Annotated in this window: 14 protein-coding genes; 6 read left to right on the top strand and 8 right to left on the bottom strand. The window is 64.1% G+C overall.

From position 1 onward, the window contains the following. Nucleotides 1-720: 720 nt before the first annotated feature. The 5 genes from C492_RS04490 to C492_RS04470 are packed head-to-tail and all read right to left on the bottom strand — an operon-like array spanning nt 721 to nt 7,173. Entirely contained in the window at nt 721-2,709 is a 1,989-nt protein-coding gene (locus tag C492_RS04490) for a hypothetical protein (RefSeq protein WP_049892718.1), read from the bottom strand. After that, complete coding sequence (locus C492_RS04485) at nt 2,699-3,688, bottom strand: glycosyltransferase family 4 protein (RefSeq protein ID WP_008420873.1); 990 nt, start codon at nt 3,686-3,688, stop codon at nt 2,699-2,701. The genes C492_RS04490 and C492_RS04485 overlap by 11 nt, the downstream gene beginning before the upstream one ends. A 6-nt stretch (nt 3,689-3,694) precedes the next feature. After that, a complete protein-coding gene (locus C492_RS04480; RefSeq protein ID WP_008420871.1) occupies nt 3,695-4,762 on the bottom strand; it encodes a DUF354 domain-containing protein in 1,068 nt (355 codons plus the stop codon). After that, on the bottom strand, nt 4,763-5,806 hold the full coding sequence (locus C492_RS04475; RefSeq protein ID WP_008420870.1) for a glycosyltransferase family 2 protein: 1,044 nt from the start codon (nt 5,804-5,806) through the stop codon (nt 4,763-4,765). It lies immediately after the preceding gene. Further along, the gene (locus tag C492_RS04470) at nt 5,806-7,173 is read right to left on the bottom strand and encodes a nucleotide sugar dehydrogenase (protein ID WP_008420868.1); all 1,368 of its coding nucleotides are present in this window, start codon (nt 7,171-7,173) and stop codon (nt 5,806-5,808) included. The genes C492_RS04475 and C492_RS04470 overlap by 1 nt, the downstream gene beginning before the upstream one ends. 337 nt (nt 7,174-7,510) lie before the next feature. Here C492_RS04470 and C492_RS04465 point away from each other — a divergent pair, with 337 nt between their 5' ends. Together C492_RS04465 and glmS are read left to right on the top strand one after the other, a co-directional pair. Beyond that, entirely contained in the window at nt 7,511-8,155 is a 645-nt protein-coding gene (locus C492_RS04465; protein WP_239643382.1) for a helix-turn-helix transcriptional regulator, read from the top strand. Nucleotides 8,156-8,706: 551 nt separating this feature from the next. Further along, on the top strand, nt 8,707-10,512 hold the full coding sequence (glmS, locus tag C492_RS04460) for a glutamine--fructose-6-phosphate transaminase (isomerizing) (RefSeq protein WP_008420865.1): 1,806 nt from the start codon (nt 8,707-8,709) through the stop codon (nt 10,510-10,512). A 629-nt stretch (nt 10,513-11,141) separates the two neighbouring features. On the opposite strand, the gene C492_RS04455 is transcribed toward glmS, so the two are convergent. Next, nucleotides 11,142-11,816 (bottom strand): hypothetical protein, encoded by a 675-nt coding sequence (locus tag C492_RS04455; protein WP_008420863.1) that lies wholly within the window; start codon nt 11,814-11,816, stop codon nt 11,142-11,144. Between the two features lie 415 nt (nt 11,817-12,231). Here C492_RS04455 and C492_RS04450 point away from each other — a divergent pair, with 415 nt between their 5' ends. Both C492_RS04450 and C492_RS04445 read left to right on the top strand, forming a co-directional pair. After that, nucleotides 12,232-13,362: an ORC1-type DNA replication protein gene (locus tag C492_RS04450; protein WP_008420861.1), complete on the top strand. Its 1,131-nt coding sequence runs from the start codon at nt 12,232-12,234 to the stop codon at nt 13,360-13,362. 69 nt (nt 13,363-13,431) lie between these two features. Next, nucleotides 13,432-13,920: a saccharopine dehydrogenase NADP-binding domain-containing protein gene (locus tag C492_RS04445; RefSeq protein ID WP_008420859.1), complete on the top strand. Its 489-nt coding sequence runs from the start codon at nt 13,432-13,434 to the stop codon at nt 13,918-13,920. A gap of 1 nt (nt 13,921) precedes the next feature. Here the strand turns inward: C492_RS04445 and C492_RS04440 are convergent, their stop codons facing one another. Next, complete coding sequence (locus C492_RS04440; RefSeq protein WP_008420858.1) at nt 13,922-14,191, bottom strand: DUF7553 family protein; 270 nt, start codon at nt 14,189-14,191, stop codon at nt 13,922-13,924. Between the two features lie 212 nt (nt 14,192-14,403). Between C492_RS04440 and C492_RS04435 the strand changes: the two genes are divergently transcribed. Both C492_RS04435 and uvrB read left to right on the top strand, forming a co-directional pair. Then, complete coding sequence (locus tag C492_RS04435; protein ID WP_049892711.1) at nt 14,404-15,321, top strand: DUF4397 domain-containing protein; 918 nt, start codon at nt 14,404-14,406, stop codon at nt 15,319-15,321. Nucleotides 15,322-15,468: 147 nt separating this feature from the next. After that, nucleotides 15,469-17,526: an excinuclease ABC subunit UvrB gene (gene uvrB / locus C492_RS04430; RefSeq protein WP_008420854.1), complete on the top strand. Its 2,058-nt coding sequence runs from the start codon at nt 15,469-15,471 to the stop codon at nt 17,524-17,526. Between the two features lie 23 nt (nt 17,527-17,549). Here uvrB and C492_RS04425 read toward each other — a convergent pair whose 3' ends face one another. Beyond that, a complete protein-coding gene (locus C492_RS04425; RefSeq protein ID WP_008420853.1) occupies nt 17,550-18,773 on the bottom strand; it encodes a putative manganese transporter in 1,224 nt (407 codons plus the stop codon). Between the last annotated feature and the right edge of the window lie 4 nt (nt 18,774-18,777).

Below are 18,777 nucleotides of genomic sequence, written 5' to 3'. Positions count from 1 at the left end.
CGCGACCGTCACGTCTCGGTGATCCTCGTGGCCGACCACCAACGAGTTCGCGGCCGTCCTCGAGGCGGTTTACGGCGCGCTCGAGGTAGATTCGATCCCGAACGGCGTCGGCAGCGTCGCCCGCGTCAGCGGCGAGGACGACCCGTACAGACGGTTCGGTGACGTGGCGAAATATCGAGCGACTCGACGTCGGCGCGCCGAGCGGTCGTTCTCGGGACTCTCATAGCAGCGTCGTTTCACGACCAGTTTGGCATCGATTGCCCCGATCGAGCGACTGCAGGTACCGTCTCGGATCGATCGCGGGCCGTCCTATCGGTCGAGCCGGAAGTTCCGAACCGGATTCGTTCCGGTACGTGTTTCGAGGACGATTTGACGATCACTGCACGCGTTCGGTTCGCGAACTCCGATCCTTTGGATCGAACGCCGACGTCGAGTTCTGCGACGATCGTCGCTCGATGAGCGAGCATGCGTGGCTTTCCGAACTCGATTCGGAGAGCCGCGAACGGAAGTCGAATCGATCCTCTCGTCGGTTCGGAGGCGATTTCGTCCTCCGGAATCGGCGTGGGAGCCGTTCGAACGACCGATCGATCGTCCTCTCGAGGGAAAGGGAACTGCGATCGCGGGGGCCGACGGCGTCGCTGCGGTAGCGATTTCGTCTCCCTCGAGGGACTCGCTTCGATCGATCCGTGGGGACGGATACGAAAAGCTTGACTCGAGGACTTACCCTTGTGCGGGCGAGGGCGTACAGAAGCGCACGTCGCCGTTGTCGTACACGGTCGACTGGGTCGTCCGACAGACGCGTTCCGCGGGCGGATTAGCGATGTACCCTGGCCCGTCTCCGCTGCTGAAGAAGGTCGCATCCTCCGACTGCGCCGTTCGGTAGACGACGTAGTCGTGTTCTACGGACCCGCCTTCGGGGAGGACCGCCGGGCTAACCGACGGGTAGGCCCCGGTTCGATCGAACACGGTCTGATACGGGTGATCGGTGTACAGTCGTTGATCCTGGCGGAGGTCGCTTCCCTCGGGAGACCCGGTCATTTCACCGATCGTGTCCACCGCCGCGAGTTCGGACTGTTCGTAAGCCAACTGCTCGTGCTGGTTCGAGAACACCGGGTTGTCGGGATTGCTCTCCGCGGCGAGCATCATTCCGCCCGGATACAGCAAAACGATGACCAGGAGGACGGCGACGACCGGAGCCGGCGAGAGGTTGCGACTGAGCGTCCGGAGCCCGATCGCGCCGACGATCGCCATCAGCACGTAGAGGAAGGCGAACCATCGCGTCGGAACGAAGTTTCGGATTCCGAACATCGGGAGTCCGAGGACGAAAAACAGCATGATCCCGATTCCGAGCACCAGGGTGAACACCGACTGTTCGGCGCGTCGGCGGTGGACGACGTACAGACAGCCGACGAGCGTAATCCCGAGGAGCAGGAGGAATCCGATCTCGTTGACGTAGGGAACGATCTGATCGAGTAGCGTCGTTCCCGTGTCGGGGACGGCGGCTTCTTCGCTACCCGATGCGCCGGGCGATGCGAGGTTCAGGAACCCGGCGCTCTCTTCGAGGGTTTCGCCGAACCACTCGAGTACCGTTCCCAGGAACGAGTCACCCCGGAACGGCGTCAGCGACCAGACGAAGATCGAGAGCCCGAAGTTGAACACGAGGAGGCCGATCAGGTTGACCGGTTTCTTCGTTCGAAACACGCTCGTATCGAGTCTCGTGAGCCCCAACGGCCCGGCCATGAAGACGACCTGCGCGAGAAACGCGGCGCCGAGCAGGACCAGGACGATAAACGTCGACACCTGGTGTGTCAGGATAACCGCGATCGAGAGAAAGACGAGAAACGTGAAGTCGCGACCGGTGTACTCGATCCGCATCACCCGGATCAGCGCGTAGACGATCGCGATGAAGAAGACGAGTCCCATGCTGGTCGGAATCAGGTGGACGCCCCACATGACGGTGTAGCTGGCGACCGAGAACAGCGCCGCGGCGAACGTCGCCCACCGCGACGGAACGAGCAGGTTCGCTCCGGCGTAGACCCCCAGAATCGAGAGCGGCATCACGACGCCCACCGATAGGTAGACTCCCGTTCGAAGCGAGGCGTCGTAGACCAGCGAGGAGGCGACGACGAACAGGTGGAAAAACGGCGAGGCGAAGTGTTTGTTGTCGCCGATCGCTCCCAGTGACTGTTCGAGATAGATCGACCGGGAGAGATCGGTGATGTGCGTCCAGATGTCGATTCCGATGTACCCCGGGGTCGCGTACAGCGCGGCGAATCGGAACACGAACGCGAACGCTACGATCTGAAACAGGAGCAGGCCGCGGTGAAAGTCTCGGTCGCTCGTGAACAGGATCTGTCCGAACAGCAGGGATCCGACCGCACCCGCAATCACGAAAAACAGCGGCGTGCGAGCGCCCTGCAGGATCGTTACGAGGACCATGATCGCCATTCCGACCGTGACCACGCTCGGTAACACCCTCGCCGCCGGCGTCGACAGCGTCGGCAACGTCCGCTCGTCCTCGTTCTGGTGAACGGCGAGCAGGTACAGAATACAGCCGAGCCCGACGACGATCGGGATCGTGTTGATATATATCTGGGAGGCGAAAAATCGGAGCGGAAACAGCAACAGCGCGACCAACAGCCCGGCGATGGCCGCCGCCGTATCCAGCCGCAGCGGCCGCACGTTCGACAGCGATAACCTAGATGCCATGGTACGTTCCCTCCCTCTCTTCGGTCTGTTCGGGTGACAATTCCGTCGTATCGCGTCCCCGTTGCTCGAGGACGGTCCGATAGCACTCGATGAGGCGATCGCCCATCGATTCGAGGCTCAGGCCGTCGATCGCCTCGCGGCCGTTCGATCGACGAGAGCCCGCGAGAACGGACTCGAGTCCGGCCGCCAGCTCTCTGTCGTCGTCGCTGACGACGCAGTTGTCCACTTCGCCGACGGTTTCCCGGACGAAGCCGACGTCGGTCGAGACGACGGGAACGTTACAGGCCGCGGCCTCCTTGACTGCCATCGGTCCCGCCTCGCGCTTCGAGGTTACGAGGAGGAGATCGCTCGCGTTCATGTAGTACGGCATCTCTTCGTAGGGAACGCCCTCGATCGTCCGAACGTCCAGCTCCGCGTCCGCAAGATCCGCGATCCGCTCGGCTCGGGGGTAGTCCTTTTCGTCCCTGTCGGGATCGTACGGGAACAGCGCGATCCGTTCGTCGGCGTCCCAGCCGACGCGCTCGCGAGCGTCCCGACGAGGGATCGGCCTGAACAGGTCCGTGTCGATACCGAACGGGATCTCGAGGTGATCGACGTCGAGCTCGCGGGACATCGCCGGGCTGGGAACGATCGCCGCGTCGGCGAACCGGGCGCCGTACCGGCTGATCGTCTCGAGCCAGCCCATGTCGCTCATCAGATCCGTTCCCCAGAGACTCATCACCACCGGGCGCGTCGGCTGGGCGAGCGCGAACGGCGCGACGAGTCCGTAGTGTCCGTGCACCAGATCGTAGTCGCCCGTTCGAACGTGGGAGAGCACCTGCGGGTAGAACCGAAGGTAGTCCGTCGGGGTCCGGGGCGAGTCGGCGGTGTACTCGCCCGGGACGCCGATAACGGTACAGTCGACACCACGGTCCTCGAGGACGGATATCTGCTGTTCGAAGAACGAACGCGTGGTGGTGATGAGGTGTAGTACGTGCATGTCGTGTCAGTCAGCGTTTGCGGCAAGCGCGGAACGATCCGGGTCGATCCCCGCGACGGTCTCGAGCTCCCGGACGATGACGTCGGTGACGTCGATTCGGTCGGCCAGGAGCCGTTCCCGCCGTCGATTCCAGGTCCCGTCGTCGCCGGCCTCGATGATCGAAACGGCCTTTTCCAAGGAGCGGACGTGTCGATCATCGCCGTTGAAGTTGAAGACGAGACCGTACTCCTCCTCGAGTTCCCGCATGTAGCCGAGCGAGAGCGAGTTCACGTAGACCGCCGGGGTGCCAAGCACCGCCGCTTCGGCGGCCATCGTCGCACCCTCGCCGACGAAACAGTCCGCGTAGGCCAACAGGTGGTGCATCTGCTCCGGCGACGTCGTGGTGCGGTTGGATTCGAGCGCCTCCGGCAGCGGAACCTCCGAGGTGATCAGGACGGTCGCTCCGGCATCCTCGAGGCGCCGGACGGCCTCGATCGGATCGTCGAAGCCGCCCTGTCCCATATCGTGCGAGGAGTCCCAGCTGCTTAGACGCATTACGACGAAGGTGTCGTCGGGCTCCAGCCCAGCAGCCTCGAGTACCGACGGATCGGGTTCGAACCGATCGGGGTGGAGGTACGCCAGTTCGTGGTAGCCGGGGTACTCGATTTTCTTCGAGCCGACATCACCGTCGTAACACTCGGGGGTACAGACGGTGTCGGCGAACGGGTACGCGAGCATCTTGATCAGCGTGGCGTGCTCGGTGTCGTAGAAGACGACGCTTTTGGCGCCCACGAGTTTCGCCACGTGGGTCGCTGCGGGGCCGCCGATAGCGGTTATGACGTCCGGCTTGATTCGGCGGGCTCGCGCCAGTAGTCGCGCCTCGTAGGTCGCCTGTACCGCCGCCAGCGAGAGCAGCGAGTTCGACTCGCCGGCCAGAATCTCGTGGTCGATCTCGTAGCGATCGAGGAGCTCCGAGACGACTTCGTTCTCGCGCGCGAAGACGAAGACGTCGTGTCCGTCCGCCTCGAGTTCCGCGATAGCGTGTTTGAAGAAGTGGACGTGGGCCGGGTGCTGGATCGTTACGATGACGCGCATCTATCGTCGCACCCCGTTCTCCGCGTTGTTGACGGCGTCGATTCCCATCGCGATCAGGAACGCGACCGCGCTCGTCGCGAACGCGGAGGCGATTCCGGACAGATCACGCGCCGAGGCCTCGCCCTTCAGGAGGGACGATCCGATACCAATCGCGGAGGTCAGTGCGCCCGCCAGAGACACGAGTCCGGCTACGTAACCGATCGCGGCCGGGTCGAGTCGATCGTCGGAAAGTTGTGTGTACATTCGTCGAAGGAATCCTCTGAGGAGGGTTACGGACGTAACGGGGACGAACCGCCTGTACTCGATGGTCGACTCCTCGTCGTCGTACATCGCGGGCATGGAGACGTCGGCGACGCGCATGTCGGCGATATTCAGCCTCACGAGCAGGTCGTTCGGGTACTCGTGGTCGGCGGGGAGCGACTCGATGTCGACCGCCGACAGCGCCTCCTGGGAAATCGCGGTGTACCCGTTCTGTGGATCCTGAAGCGTCCAGTATCCGCTCGCGATCTTCGTTAGTTGGGTCAACAGCCAGTTTCCGAACAGGCGAAACGGCGGCATCTCCTGTCGACTCTCCCGATCGCCCAGACGGTTCCCCTTCGCGTAATCGGCGACGTCCTCGACGATCGGCTCGAGGAGACGCGGAAGCTGTTCGGGATCCATCTGTCCGTCGGCGTCCATCGTGGCCACGATATCCATCCCGTCTTTGCGCCCGCGGACGTATCCCGTCCTGAGCGCCCCGCCGGCGCCTTGATTTTCCTCGTGACGGATCGGGACGATCTCCGTTTCGCCGACCCGTCCCCCGTCAGCTACCGATGCTCGAATTTCGGGTCCGAACTCGCCTTCGGAATCGAGGGGTTCGTCGTCGGTCACCCGTCGCGAGGCCGCCGCGCACTCCCGGATGATCTCCCAGGTGTCGTCGGTCGATCGGTCGTCGACGGCGTAGATCCGATCGACGAACTCCGGCACCGTCGCGAGAACCTCTCCGACGTGAGATTCCTCGTTGTACGCCGGTACGATGACACCGACCGTGTGACCGCGGTACATTATACCCTCCGGTAGACGAACCCGTGATCGGTCGCATCGTCGGCATCGAACGCCCCCGCGATGTCGATCAGCGCGGGATCGTCGCCCAGCGCCGTCGCCACGTTCCCGAGATCGAGATCGTCGAACTCCGCGTGCGGCGTCGCCAGTATGACGCCGTCGAAGTCGGCGAACGAAAGTGACTCCTGTACGTCGATCCCGAACGTCCGCTCGACCGCGTCGTCGTCGGCGTGTGGATCGTAGCCGACCACGTCGATACCGTACTGGTGAAGCCGATCGATGACGTTCGAAACCTTCGAACTCCGGATGTCACCGACGTTCGGCTTGTAGGATACCCCGAGCACGAGTACTCGGCTCTCACAGAGGGTCTTATGTCCGTCGTTGAGCGCTTTGATCGTCAGCTCGGCGACGTGGTCCGGCATCGACTCGTTGACGTCTCGGCTCGTGAGGATCAACTCCGGGTCGGCGCCGGACTCTTTCGCCCGGTGGGCGAAGAAGTACGGATCGACCGGGATGCAGTGGCCCCCGACCAGCCCCGGCCGGTAGTCGTGAAAGTTCCACTTCGTGCCCGCGGCCTCGAGGACGTCGTGCGTGTCGATATCCATCTTCTCGAGGGCCATCGAGAGCTCGTTCATCAGCGCGATATTGACGTCGCGCTGGACGTTCTCGACGACCTTGCACGCCTCGGCGACCTCGATCGACGGCGCGCGGTGCACGCCCGCGTCGACGACCGACTCGTACAGCGCCGCGACGTTCTCGAGGACGTCGTCGTTCTGCCCGCCGACCACTTTGACGACGCTGTCGAGCGAGTGCTCGCCGTCGCCCGGCGTCGCCCGCTCCGGCGAGTACGCGACGAAGAAGTCCTCGCCGGCCTCGAGACCGGACGCGTCCTCGATCGCCGGTGCGAACTCCTCGCGCGTGACCCCCGGATACACCGTCGACTCGAGGACCACCGTCGTGTCGCGCGTCAGGTGTTCTCCGACGGTTTCGGCGGCGCTTTCGATGAACGCGAGGTTCGGCCGCTCGTCCTCGACGGGCGTGGGAACCGTCACGAGCACGTAATCGGCATCGCGTACCGCCGCCGCGTCAGTCGTGTATGTGATATCTCCGTCGAGAACGGCCGAGTCCGAGAGATCCCCGGTCGTGTCGACCCCGTTCTGCAGCGTTTCGACCTTCGAATCGTCGACGTCGAAGCCGATCACGCGGTAATCAGCCTGCGCGAATCCGACCGCGAGCGGGAGTCCGACGTAACCGAGACCGACGACGCAGACCGTCGTATTTCGAAGGCGCTCCTCGGTCAGCTGTTCGGCCCGCTCATCGCTCTCCGGTCCGTCAGTTCGTCTCTCAGTATCGCTGAGTGGTGGGGTCATGGTGGTGTATCACGTACCCGACGCCCGACAACGCGCGCCGGAACATGCGCCGGCCGCCCTCGAGACGGCCGGCACGCCTCGTCCGAACGGAGACAACCGCATCGGTTTACTATATAGCCGATAAACGGCCCCATCACGCGCCGTTCGGATTCGTCAACAGTGTCGTTGGCTCTCAACCCTCGTTCAGCCTTGGTTTCTGCTCTCAGTCCGTGAGATCTTATTTCGCTGTTAAGCGAATCTGTTTGACCACATAATGAAGTTGGATGTCATATTGTGTGCTAATACGACCGATGTGAATATGTTCTCTCACGTTCGGTCAGACCCGAATCTAGCAACCATGGAGTTCAGAACGATCGATACCGTATCCGAATCCGTCTCCAGCGACGTACTGGTTACCGTCGGCGACGTATCTACAGCCGCGTCGGTTCCGTTGCCTGACGGCGCAATAGTGAATTCAACGGCGACGTCTTTCGCTGTCGTCGCTCAACTCGGTCAGCTTATCGGTGAAACGCCACTCTGGGAACTCGTCTTGGTCGCTGCCGCGGTGGTGATCATCGGCGTCCTTATCGGCGCTCGCCTCATCGAGGCGCTCTCGAATCGCGACGTGACGTTCGATCCGTCGGCGGTATTTGCTACGGAGGGCGACGACGAACGCGACGACGAAGCGTCGACGGATGACCCGACCCACACCTACAAAAGGTACATTTCGCCGGAGACGCCGGACGAACTACTGAGCGACAGGGGACAGATCATCCGGATACTTGTCGAAAACGACGGACGAACGTATCAGTATCGGATCGTCGAAGAAACCGGCTGGTCGAAATCGAAGGTCAGCCGCCTCCTCTCGGAGATGCACGACCGGGGTGAGATCGGAAAGGTCTCGGTCGGCCGGGAGAACGCGATCGTTCTCGCCGACCACGGCCCCGACGAATCTTCGGGTGCCGATGAGTCGTCCGTCACCGTAACCAACTCGCCGCAGTAATCGCGCTGAACGTCGCTGGCTGTCTTCTCTTTTCCCGTACGGCGCGCTACTGGTATCGAGCCGTACGGGTACGGCCCCCGCTACCGGGTACGGGTTGCCATCGTGCACGCTATGGCGGTTAGTGGTCGACGGGTTGCCATCGTGCACGCTATGGCGGTTAGTGGTCGAATAAAGACGCGTCGTGCGTCTGCAACAGAACGTGGTCCCTCGATCACGATAGACCGCCGATCGTCATCGCTCGTCGACGGCACCTCTCCGGAACAATGAACGTGGGTTCTGGTTACACAAATATGTATCTATACTAACTATATATGGTGGAATAGTGGAACGGATCGTCCGTTTCTCGTTATTCGACCCATAGTAATGGGCCATGTGGGTTACGTATCCTGTAACGCCGGGTCGACGTTTAGGGACGAAAGACCCGGAAGAAGGAGATCTATGACACGTTACAGGACTGCGCGCCGCACTGGCGTACCGACCCGACGGTTGACCGATCCGACCCGCTCTATTTGTGCGCTCTCCGCACTCGATCCGGCGGAGGTGTTCGGCTGATGTGCGGAATTATCGCTCGCATCGGTACCGACGACGCCGCCGATACGTTGCTGACGGGACTCGAGAATCTCGAGTACCGCGGCTACGATTCGGCTGGGATCGCGGTACAAAACGGTTCGGGCGTAAAGGTACACAAGACGTCCGGCGAAGTATCGGACCTCAAATCGAAGCTCAACTACCTTCCGACCGGAAACGTCGGGATCGGTCACACCCGCTGGAGTACCCACGGTCCGCCAACCGAGGAGAACGCCCACCCTCACACGGACTCCGCCGAGGATATCGCCGTCGTCCACAACGGCGTCATCGACAACTACGTGGAGCTCCGAACGGAGCTGGCCGAGAAAGGACACGTCTTCCAGAGCGATACTGATACCGAGGTCATCCCGCATCTCATCAACGAGTACCGCGACGAGCTGTCGACCGAGGCCGCGGTTCGCAAGGCGGTCGAAACCCTCGAGGGGAGCTACGCGATCGCGGCGATCGTCGAGGACGAGGATCGGGTCTACGCGGCCCGAAAGGGGTCCCCGCTGGTGCTCGGTCTCGGAGCCGACGACTGGTTCCTCGCCAGCGACGTCCCCGCGTTCCTCGATTACACCGACGAGGTCATCTACCTCGAGGACGGTGACGTCGTCGTTCTCGAACCCGACTCGTACGCGATTACCGACCTGGCCGGCGAGCCGGTACACCGAGAGATCGATACGGTCGACTGGGATCCCGAAGACGCCGGCAAGGGCGAGTTCGACCACTACATGAAAAAGGAGATCCACAGCCAGCCGACCGCTCTCTCGAACACGATCGAGGGCCGCGTCGAGGACGGCGAGGTTTCCCTCGAGGCGCTGCCGGCCGGCTCCTTTACCGACATCGAGGAGGTCCAGTTCGTCGCCTGCGGCACGTCCTATCACGCCGCGGTGTACGGTGCCCAACTGCTGAAATCGGCCGGCGTTCGCGCCGACGTGATCCGTGCGAGCGAGTACGAGTCCGTCGCCGGTCCGGTCGACGAGACGACGCTGACCGTCGCCGTTACTCAGAGCGGCGAAACCGCCGACACGCTGAGTGCCGTCCGCGAAGCGGCCGATCGCGGTGCGCGAACGCTCGCGGTTACCAACGTCGTCGGTTCGACGGCTGCCCGCGAAGCGGACGACGCAGTGTACATTCGAGCCGGCCCGGAGGTCGGCGTCGCCGCGACGAAGACGTTCTCGTCGCAGGCCGTAACGCTCGCGCTGGTCGGACAGCGAATCGTCGCGGACGTTCCCGCTGCCGACCACCCCGACGACGCCGAAGCGATGCTCGAGAGCCTCGCCGACCTCCCCGAGCAGGTCGAGTCGATCCTCGAGACGACCGACGCCGAACGACTGGCCAAACGATACATCGACAGCCAGTCGTTTTTCTTCATCGGTAACGGCCTCGGCCACCCGGTCGCTCTCGAGGGCGCGCTGAAATTCAAGGAGATCACCTACGAGCACGCCGAAGGATTCGCCTCCGGCCAGCTCAAGCACGGTCCGCTCGCGCTCGTGACCGAGCAGACGCCGGTCTTCGCCGTTTGCACCGGCGGCGACGATGGAAAGACGAAGACGAACGCGATCGAGGCCCAGACACGAGGGGCACCGATCGTTTCGGTCTCGCCGGACGACCATCCCGTCGTCGACGCTGCCGACGCCCACCTCTCCGTTCCGGACACCCATCCCGTCTGGACCGGGTTACTGGCGAACGTTCAGTTGCAACTCGTCTCGTACTACGCCGCCGATCTGCTCGATCGGCCGATCGACAAACCCCGAAATCTGGCAAAGAGCGTCACGGTCGAGTGACGGTCCGATAGATCCCTTCGGCGCACCCCAGTCCCTTCTCTCGTCGCTCCCTCCACTCGAGTCGAATCCGACTCTTCGGAGCAGTGTGTCGATCCGTTCTTTCGACCCCCGAGTCCCGTTCGTCGTCGGTCAACGTGAAGGCGGATGGGCTCGTACGCCGAAGCGCGAGCATCCGGATCCGTTACGACGGCCACTCCGGCGCACCGACATCGTATCCGGGTCGCGTTCTCGATGCAGGTCGTTCGTCGGCACACTCCGACGGCGAACGCGGGTCGTTCGAGCGATTAGAGATTCGTCGTTCCGTCGCGATGCGGGTTGTCGATGCCGTATCTCGCAACGCGTGCTCACCGATCGGTCTCGAAACTACCGATAGGGACACGTTTCGAACCACGGCCACTGTCGTCACTACGTATTGCTACCGACGCCAACGAACACGGTTCGTTACAGGGACCGTCCTGAACGCGTAATCCGGGATACAACTCGAGGAGTCCTCGGCCTGAACGATCGTAGCGGAAACGTCCGACAGCGCCAAGAACATTCGACCGACCCGCAGTTACACGGATTCAGCGCGAAAGCCCACGACCTCAGTCGTGGGAGGAGGTCAGAAAGGGAACGGCTACGATGTCGAATTATTCGAACCAGGTGTCGTCATCGCCGTCATCACTGTCGGAATCGTTGTCGGTGTCGGTATCGCCGTCGGTGCCGTTGTCGCCGTCGTCACTGTCAGTGTCGTTATCGCTGTCAGTGTCGTTGTCGCTGTCAGTGCCGTTGTCGCTGTCAGTGCCGTTGTCGCTGTCAGTGCCGTTGTCGCTGTCAGTGCCGTTGTCGGTGTCGGTATCGCCGCTCTCGGAGTCGTTATCTCCGTCGCCAAACGGTGAGCTATCGCCGTTACCACCGTCGCTATCATCGGCACCGTTACCGGTGTCGTCAGCGCCGTTACCGGTGTCGTCAGCGCCGTTACCGGTGTCGTCAGCGCCGTTACCGGTGTCGTCAGCGCCGTTGCCGGAGTCAGCTGTGGAGTCTTCCCCGCTGTCGGTATCAGCGCTTCCGTCGCTGTCGCTCTCGTCCGTCCCGTTGTTTCCTCCGTCGTCGGTCTCTCCACTACCCTCCGTGTTCGGCTCGTTGGGGTTCGTCTCCCCGTCGATCTCGTCGTCGTCGGTGCCAGTGATCGTGTCGTCGATACCCGACCCGCTTGCGGCGAGTGCGATCCCCGCGACGAGAAAACCGATTCCGGCGACGATCAACAGGAGCTGGGCGCCGGTCGAGACCGACCGTACGTTCTGTTGTGGGCTCGAGTGACTCATACTGAGAGCGTCGATAACTGCGCTGTTGAGGTCCGGTACACCTGTCCTATCCGATACGCCGATGTCGTGAAACCCGGCGTCTCGCGAGCGACGCGGGACCGGTCGAATCGACGATCGGTCGACGCGGCTCGCTTCGCGCCGTGGCTCGTCGGATGCGCCCCCAGAGGGAGACTACAGTGGCGCTCGGCTCGGTCTCGCGCGTGCCACGACGAGATACCTGTTCCCATTGGTTGCTATTCGTAACGTATGACGCTTCATTATACGGCCGTTAAACGAACCGTCTATCTCTCCGGATCGATCGACTCTTCGCGATCAGCGGACGAGATCCGGACTTCCGGACGGTCCGTTTGCGGACTCGATCCGCTTTCGCTTCCCTCGCAAACAACTAAGTAACTACGACAGCGTGGTGAAAGTGATGGCAGACGACCCCGAAGAGGGGATGTTGTCGTGGGACGAGTCCGTGTTCAGAAACGAGCACGTCTTCGAGATCGACTACGTTCCCGAGACGTTCAAACACCGCGAAACGCAGACACAAAACCTCACGTACGCGTTGCGACCGGCGGTTCGCGGCTCCCGTCCGTTGAACGTCATGGTTCGGGGTCCACCGGGAACGGGGAAGACGACGGCGATCCAGAAGCTGTTCGACAAGGTTGGGACCCAGACCAGCGACGTACGGACGATCCGCGTCAACTGCCAGGTTAACTCGACACGGTACTCGGTGTTCTCGCGACTGTTCGAGGGAACGTTCGACTACGAGCCCCCGTCTTCGGGGATCTCGTTCAAGAAGCTCTTCGGCCAGATCGCCGAGAAGCTCGTCGAGGAGGACCGCGTCATGATCGTCGCGCTCGACGACGTCAACTACCTCTTCTACGAAAACGAGGCCTCCGATACGCTGTACTCGCTGTTGCGTGCCCACGAAGAGTATCCCGGTGCGAAGATCGGCGTCGTCGTCGTCTCCTCCGACCCCACGCTCGAGGTCATCGACGAACTCGACTCACGGGTTCAAAGTGTCTTTCGGCCCGAAGAGGTGTACTTCCCGGTCTACGACCAGCCCGAGATCGTCGACATTCTCGACGAACGAGTGCGGCGCGGGTTCCGCGACGGAGTCATCTCGCGCGATACCCTCGAGCGCGTCGCCGATCGCACCGCCGAGGGCGGCGATCTTCGGGTCGGGATCGACCTGCTGCGGCGCGCAGGACTCAACGCCGAGATGCGTGGCAGTCGAACCGTCGAGCTGGAAGACGTCGAGGAGGCCTACGAGAAGTCGAAGTACATCAACCTCTCCCGGAGCCTCTCCGGCCTGTCGGATACCGAGCGGGCGTTGCTCGAGGTCATCGCCACCAATGACGGCGGACGGGCTGGCGAGATCTACGAGCGCTTCCACGAGGAGACCGACCTCGGCTACACCCGCTACTCCGAGATCGTAAACAAGCTCGATCAGCTCGGGCTGATCGACGCCGATTACGCCGATATCGAGGGGCGAGGGCGATCGCGGTCGCTGTCGCTGTCCTACGAGAAAGACGCCGTCCTGGATCGCCTCGAGTGAGCGACGATCCGCGCCCGTCGCGTCAGCTGCCGGCCTGCCGTTTAACTCCGCCGTCGCGGTCCCGTGTGTATGGGACCGCTCCTGATCGACGGCTCGTACGGATACGCCGGTCGTCCGGTCGCCGAGGACGCGATCGACCGCGGGCTAGATCCGGTTCTCGCCGGCCGCGATCGGGACCAGCTGCGCGAACAGGTTGCCGCCCTCGAGCAGCCGGGCCGACGGTTCTCGCTCGAGGACCCGGACGTCGTCGCCGCGGCCCTCGAGGACGTCGACTGCGCATCAAACTGCGCCGGACCGTTCTCGAACACGGCCGAGCCGCTGGTCGAGGGCTGTCTGCGTAGCGGCACGGAGTACGTCGACATCGCCGGCGAGATTCCGGTCATCGAGTCGATCCAGGACCGCGACGACGAGGCGACCGCCGTGGTCGAGACGGTCCTCGAGGCCGTCGACGAGAGCGAGCGCGCCGCCGTCGTCGACCAGTTCGAACACTACGGGTTCGAGGACCTGCTCGGCGGGATCGACACCGACGTCACGGACCGAACGCCGCGAGAACAGTAGGTCAGGCCTGGTCGATCCCTTCCCGGTACTCCTCGGCGGTCTCGAGGGCACTGTCGAGGTGGTCTTTCGTATCGTTCTCGGCGCGATCGCTGAGCTGTCGCATCCCGTTCAGGTGCTCGTCCATGAGCGCGTGATCCGGGTTCTGATCGCCGACGGTGTAGTCTTCGAAGGCGTCGACGTGCTCGTGGATGTCGTCTCGGAGGCCGTCGTCGTCGGTCACTTTCGCTGCCTGCTCCAGTTCGTCGCGTACCTGCTTCAGTTCCTGAGCCATATTCGACGCCACGACGAGCCGACCCATAACGGTTGGCCAGACACCCGCCCCGCTATGAAGGGCGGGCGACGGTCGAGCGCGCTCGGCGCACCGGGCGGTACCGTTTCGCTGGTAGGAAGTCCGTACACCGAACGGTTCCAGAGGCAACGACGGGAGAATCACGGCTACTGACTGTCGGAGTTTTGTGCCGGAAGTACCCATTCACGGTTGCAATGTCCGAATCAGTATCACGACGTACGGCCCTGAAAGCGGTCGGTGTAGCGGGTGGGTTGAGCATCGCCAGCGGCGCTGTCTTCGCGCAGGGTGAGCACGCGGACGACGAGCGGCCGGCGGACGACGACGCCGCGACCGACTCCGACGATACCGCAGCCGCGGTTCGCATCGCGCACTTCTCGCCGGACGCGCCGAACGTCGATGTCCTCGTCGACGGCGAGCAGGTGCTCGCGGACGTGTCCTACGGAACGATCTCCCCGTACCTGGAACTCGAGCCGGGGACGTACACCGTCGCCATCGCGGCCGCGGACGATCCCGAGACCGTCGCGTTCGAGGGCGAGGTCGACGTCGGGGAGGGGCTCTATACGGTCGCGGCGATCGGGGAACTCGGTGCGGAAACGTTCCGGCCGGAGGTGCTCGTCGACGCCGATCCGCTTCCCGAGGACGCCGCGGACGAGTCGGCGTTCGTCCGCGTCGCGCACTTCTCCCCCGACGCCCCCGCGGTCGACGTCTACGCCGACGACGCGCCGCTCGTCGAGGACGTTTCCTTCGGCGACGTCTCCGATTATCTCGCGGTCCCCGCCGGGGAGTACGCGCTCTCGATCCGTCCCGCCGGCGAGGAGACTGAGGTCGCCTCCTTCGACGTCTCGCTCGAGTCGGAGACGGTCTACACCGGGTACGCGATCGGATACCTCGAACCCCCCGAGGGGGTGACCGACCGCGACTTCACCGTCGAACTGGCCGTCGACGGGCCGGAGGAAGACCAACCCCCGGCGGACGCACCCGGCGACGGGAACGGCGAGAGCGAGCCGGCCGACGGAGGGGAAGCGGACGACCAGAAGGGCGCGGCCGAGGAGCAAAAACGGGCGGCAAACGATACGAAGCAGACAGCCGGGGCGACGACCGACGACTGTTGAGCGGACCCTCGGCGGTATCGCTTAGACGCCCGCCGTGTCCCCTCTCGCGGGCGTGCGGCGAACGACCGGTCCGGAACCGGTGAATTCGAGCCCGCGCTCGCCACCGCATGCGAGCGCGTCAAGTGTCTCGAGTCCCTGATACCGACGATGAGTGACACTCGAGGGCCCCTCCAGCCGGATCGTCCCGACGTCGACCGACCGTTCGAGGTCGACGCGCCGTTCGACCCCGCGGGCGATCAGCCCGAGGCGATCGAGCAACTCGCCGACGGCTTTCGCTCCGGGATGGACAAACAGACCCTGCTCGGGGTGACGGGGTCGGGCAAGACCAACACCGTCTCCTGGACGATCGAGGAGATTCAGAAGCCGACGCTGGTCATCGCCCACAACAAGACGCTGGCGGCCCAGCTCTACGAGGAGTTCCGGAACCTCTTTCCCGACAACGCCGTCGAGTACTTCGTCTCCTACTACGATTACTACCAGCCCGAGGCCTACGTCGAGCAGACCGACACGTACATCGACAAGGATGCATCGATCAACGACGAGATCGATCGGCTGCGCCACTCGGCGACCCGGTCGCTTTTGACCCGCGAGGACGTCATCGTCGTCGCTTCCGTCTCTGCTATCTACGGACTCGGCGATCCCCGGAACTACGTCGACATGTCGATGCGACTCGAGGTCGGCGAGGAGGTCGGCCGCGACGAGTTGCTGGCGCGGCTGGTCGACCTGAACTACGAGCGCAACGACGTCGACTTCACGCAGGGCACCTTCCGCGTGCGGGGCGACACCGTCGAGATCTACCCGATGTACGGCCGCTACGCCGTCCGCGTCGAGCTGTGGGGCGACGAGATCGACCGCATGGTCAAAGTGGACCCGCTCGAGGGCAAGACCCAGGGTGAGCAACGGGCAGTCCTCGTCCACCCGGCGGAACACTACTCGATCCCCGAGACGAAACTCGAGCGCGCGATGGACGAGATCCGCGACGACCTCGACAGCCGGATCTCCTACTTCGAGCGCCAGGGCGACATGCTCGCGGCCCAGCGCATCGAGGAGCGAACCACCTTCGACCTCGAGATGATGCAGGAGACGGGCTACTGTTCGGGCATCGAGAACTACTCGGTCTACCTCTCCGACCGGGAGTCGGGCGAGGCTCCCTACACCTTGCTCGATTACTTCCCGGAGGACTTTCTCACCGTCGTCGACGAGTCCCACCAGACGCTACCCCAGATCAAGGGCCAGTACGAGGGCGACAAGTCCCGAAAGGACTCGCTGGTCGAGAACGGGTTCCGGCTGCCGACGGCGTACGACAACCGCCCGCTGACCTTCGAGGAGTTCGAGGAGAAGACCGACCAGACGCTGTACGTTTCGGCGACGCCGGGCGACTACGAGCGCGAGCAGTCGGAGCGGATCGTCGAACAGATCGTTCGCCCGACCCACCTCGTCGACCCCGAGATCGAAGTCTCGCCCGCCAGCGGCCAGATCGACGACCTGATGGACCGCATCGACGAGCGCATCGCGCGCGACGAGCGGACGCTGGTGACGACGCTCACCAAGCGGATGGCCGAGGACCTGACCGAGTACCTCGAGGAAGCCGGCGTCGACGTCGCCTACATGCACGACGAGACGGACACCCTCGAGCGCCACGAGATCATCCGCTCCCTGCGGTTGGGCGAGATCGACGTGCTCGTTGGCATCAACCTCCTGCGGGAGGGGCTGGACATCCCCGAGGTCTCGCTCGTGGGGATCTTAGACGCCGACCAGGAGGGATTTCTCCGGTCGGAGACGATGCTCGTCCAGACGATGGGACGGGCCGCCCGTAACGTCAACGGCGAGGTCGTCCTCTACGCCGACGACCCCTCGGAGGCGATGGAGTCGGCCATCGAGGAGACGCGGCGACGCCGCGAGATCCAGCGGGAGTACAACGAGGAACACGGGCTCGAGCCGACGACCATCGAGAAGGAGATCGGCGAGACGAACCTGCCCGGAAGCGAGACCGACACGGCGGAGGTCTCGGGCCGCGAGATCGCTGACGACGAGGAGGCCGCCCGCTACGTCGCCGAACTCGAGGATCGCATGGAGGAAGCCGCGGGGAACCTCGAGTTCGAACTGGCGGCGGACATCCGGGACCGGATCCGGGAGGTACGCGAGGAGTTCTCCCTCGAGGGCGGCGACGACGAGGGGATCGCCCCGCCGGCCGAGGAGTTCTGAGCGGACTCTCGAGCGACCGCGACTCAGAGGACGCCGAATCCGAACTCCGCCATCCCGAGGACGGGGCCCCACAGCAAGTGGAGTGCAACGCCGACGACGACCGCGGGCAGGAAGTTGTAAATCGTGGCGACGACCGCCGCTTTCGCGTCGACGGCCAGCAGCGGGAACAGGGCGTCGCCGTCCTGGGCGATCGCGTTGGCCGTCAGCGCCGAGAACGGCAACCCGCCTTCGGCGTAGACGCTGGCGAGCAGGATCTGCGGACCGCAGCCGGGGATCAGTCCCACGGCGGCCCCGCCGATCGGCGCCAGCGCGCCCGCGGCCGCGGCGACCGTGGCGACGTTGATCCCGGTAAAGAGGACGGCGTACTCGTAGACGAGGAAGGCGACGAGCACCCAGACCGTGACGAAACTCGTCTCCATCGCCGCGTGCGTGAGCGTGTCGTACACCGACCCGAAGTTGTCCCGCGCGCGAGCGATCTCCCCCTCGCCGACGTAGTGGCGACCGACCAGGTAGAGGTACACGGACAGCGCGGCGCCGACGACGCCCGCGACGGTGAACAGGCCGTCGAACCCGAGACCGACGGCGACGTCGACCTCGGGGCCGCCCCGCAGCAGGTACAGCGAACCCAGCACCAGCCCGGCGAGGGCGGTCACCCACCACGCGAGGTGGAGCCCGTGCGAAAGCGGTGTCAACACTCGAGAGCGTCGATCCGGCCCCGACTCGTGAGCGTGGGTCGGCGCGGGCCCCCCGTAGTCGTGAGTCGGGTTCGGTCGAACGCCGCCGGCGACCGCGGTGCCACCGTCCGATCGCGCTGGCGAGAGCGTCGCGACGGCGGCGTCGACTCGAGAGACGCCGAGTCCGACGGAGTCGACGAGGTAGCCGGTCGCGACGGAGGCGACGAAGGCGACCCCGTAGGCGTACGCTGCGGCCTCGGGCGCGAGCGCGAGGATGACGAACGCCGAGTCGCCCGCGGTGGCGCCCAGCGTCGCGACGACGGTTCCGAAGCTGACCGTCCCGCGGACGTACAGCGGCATGACGACGATCGCGCCGCCGCAGCCGGGCGTAAGCCCGAGGAGACCGCCGAACAGCACCTGCAGGCGCTCGTTGTCCTCGATCGCCGCGAGGAGGGCGCCGTCGGTACGATACTGGACGAGCGCAAACGCGAGGACCGTGACGGCGACGAACGCGCTCACCTGCACGTAGCCGTCCCGAAGCGACTCGAGAAGAACCCGCAGGAACTCGTTCACGGAA

It is taken from the genome of Natronococcus jeotgali DSM 18795, assembly GCF_000337695.1.
In the GTDB taxonomy this organism is placed as follows: domain Archaea; phylum Halobacteriota; class Halobacteria; order Halobacteriales; family Natrialbaceae; genus Natronococcus; species Natronococcus jeotgali.
This window is presented reverse-complemented; position numbering and strand designations above follow the sequence as displayed.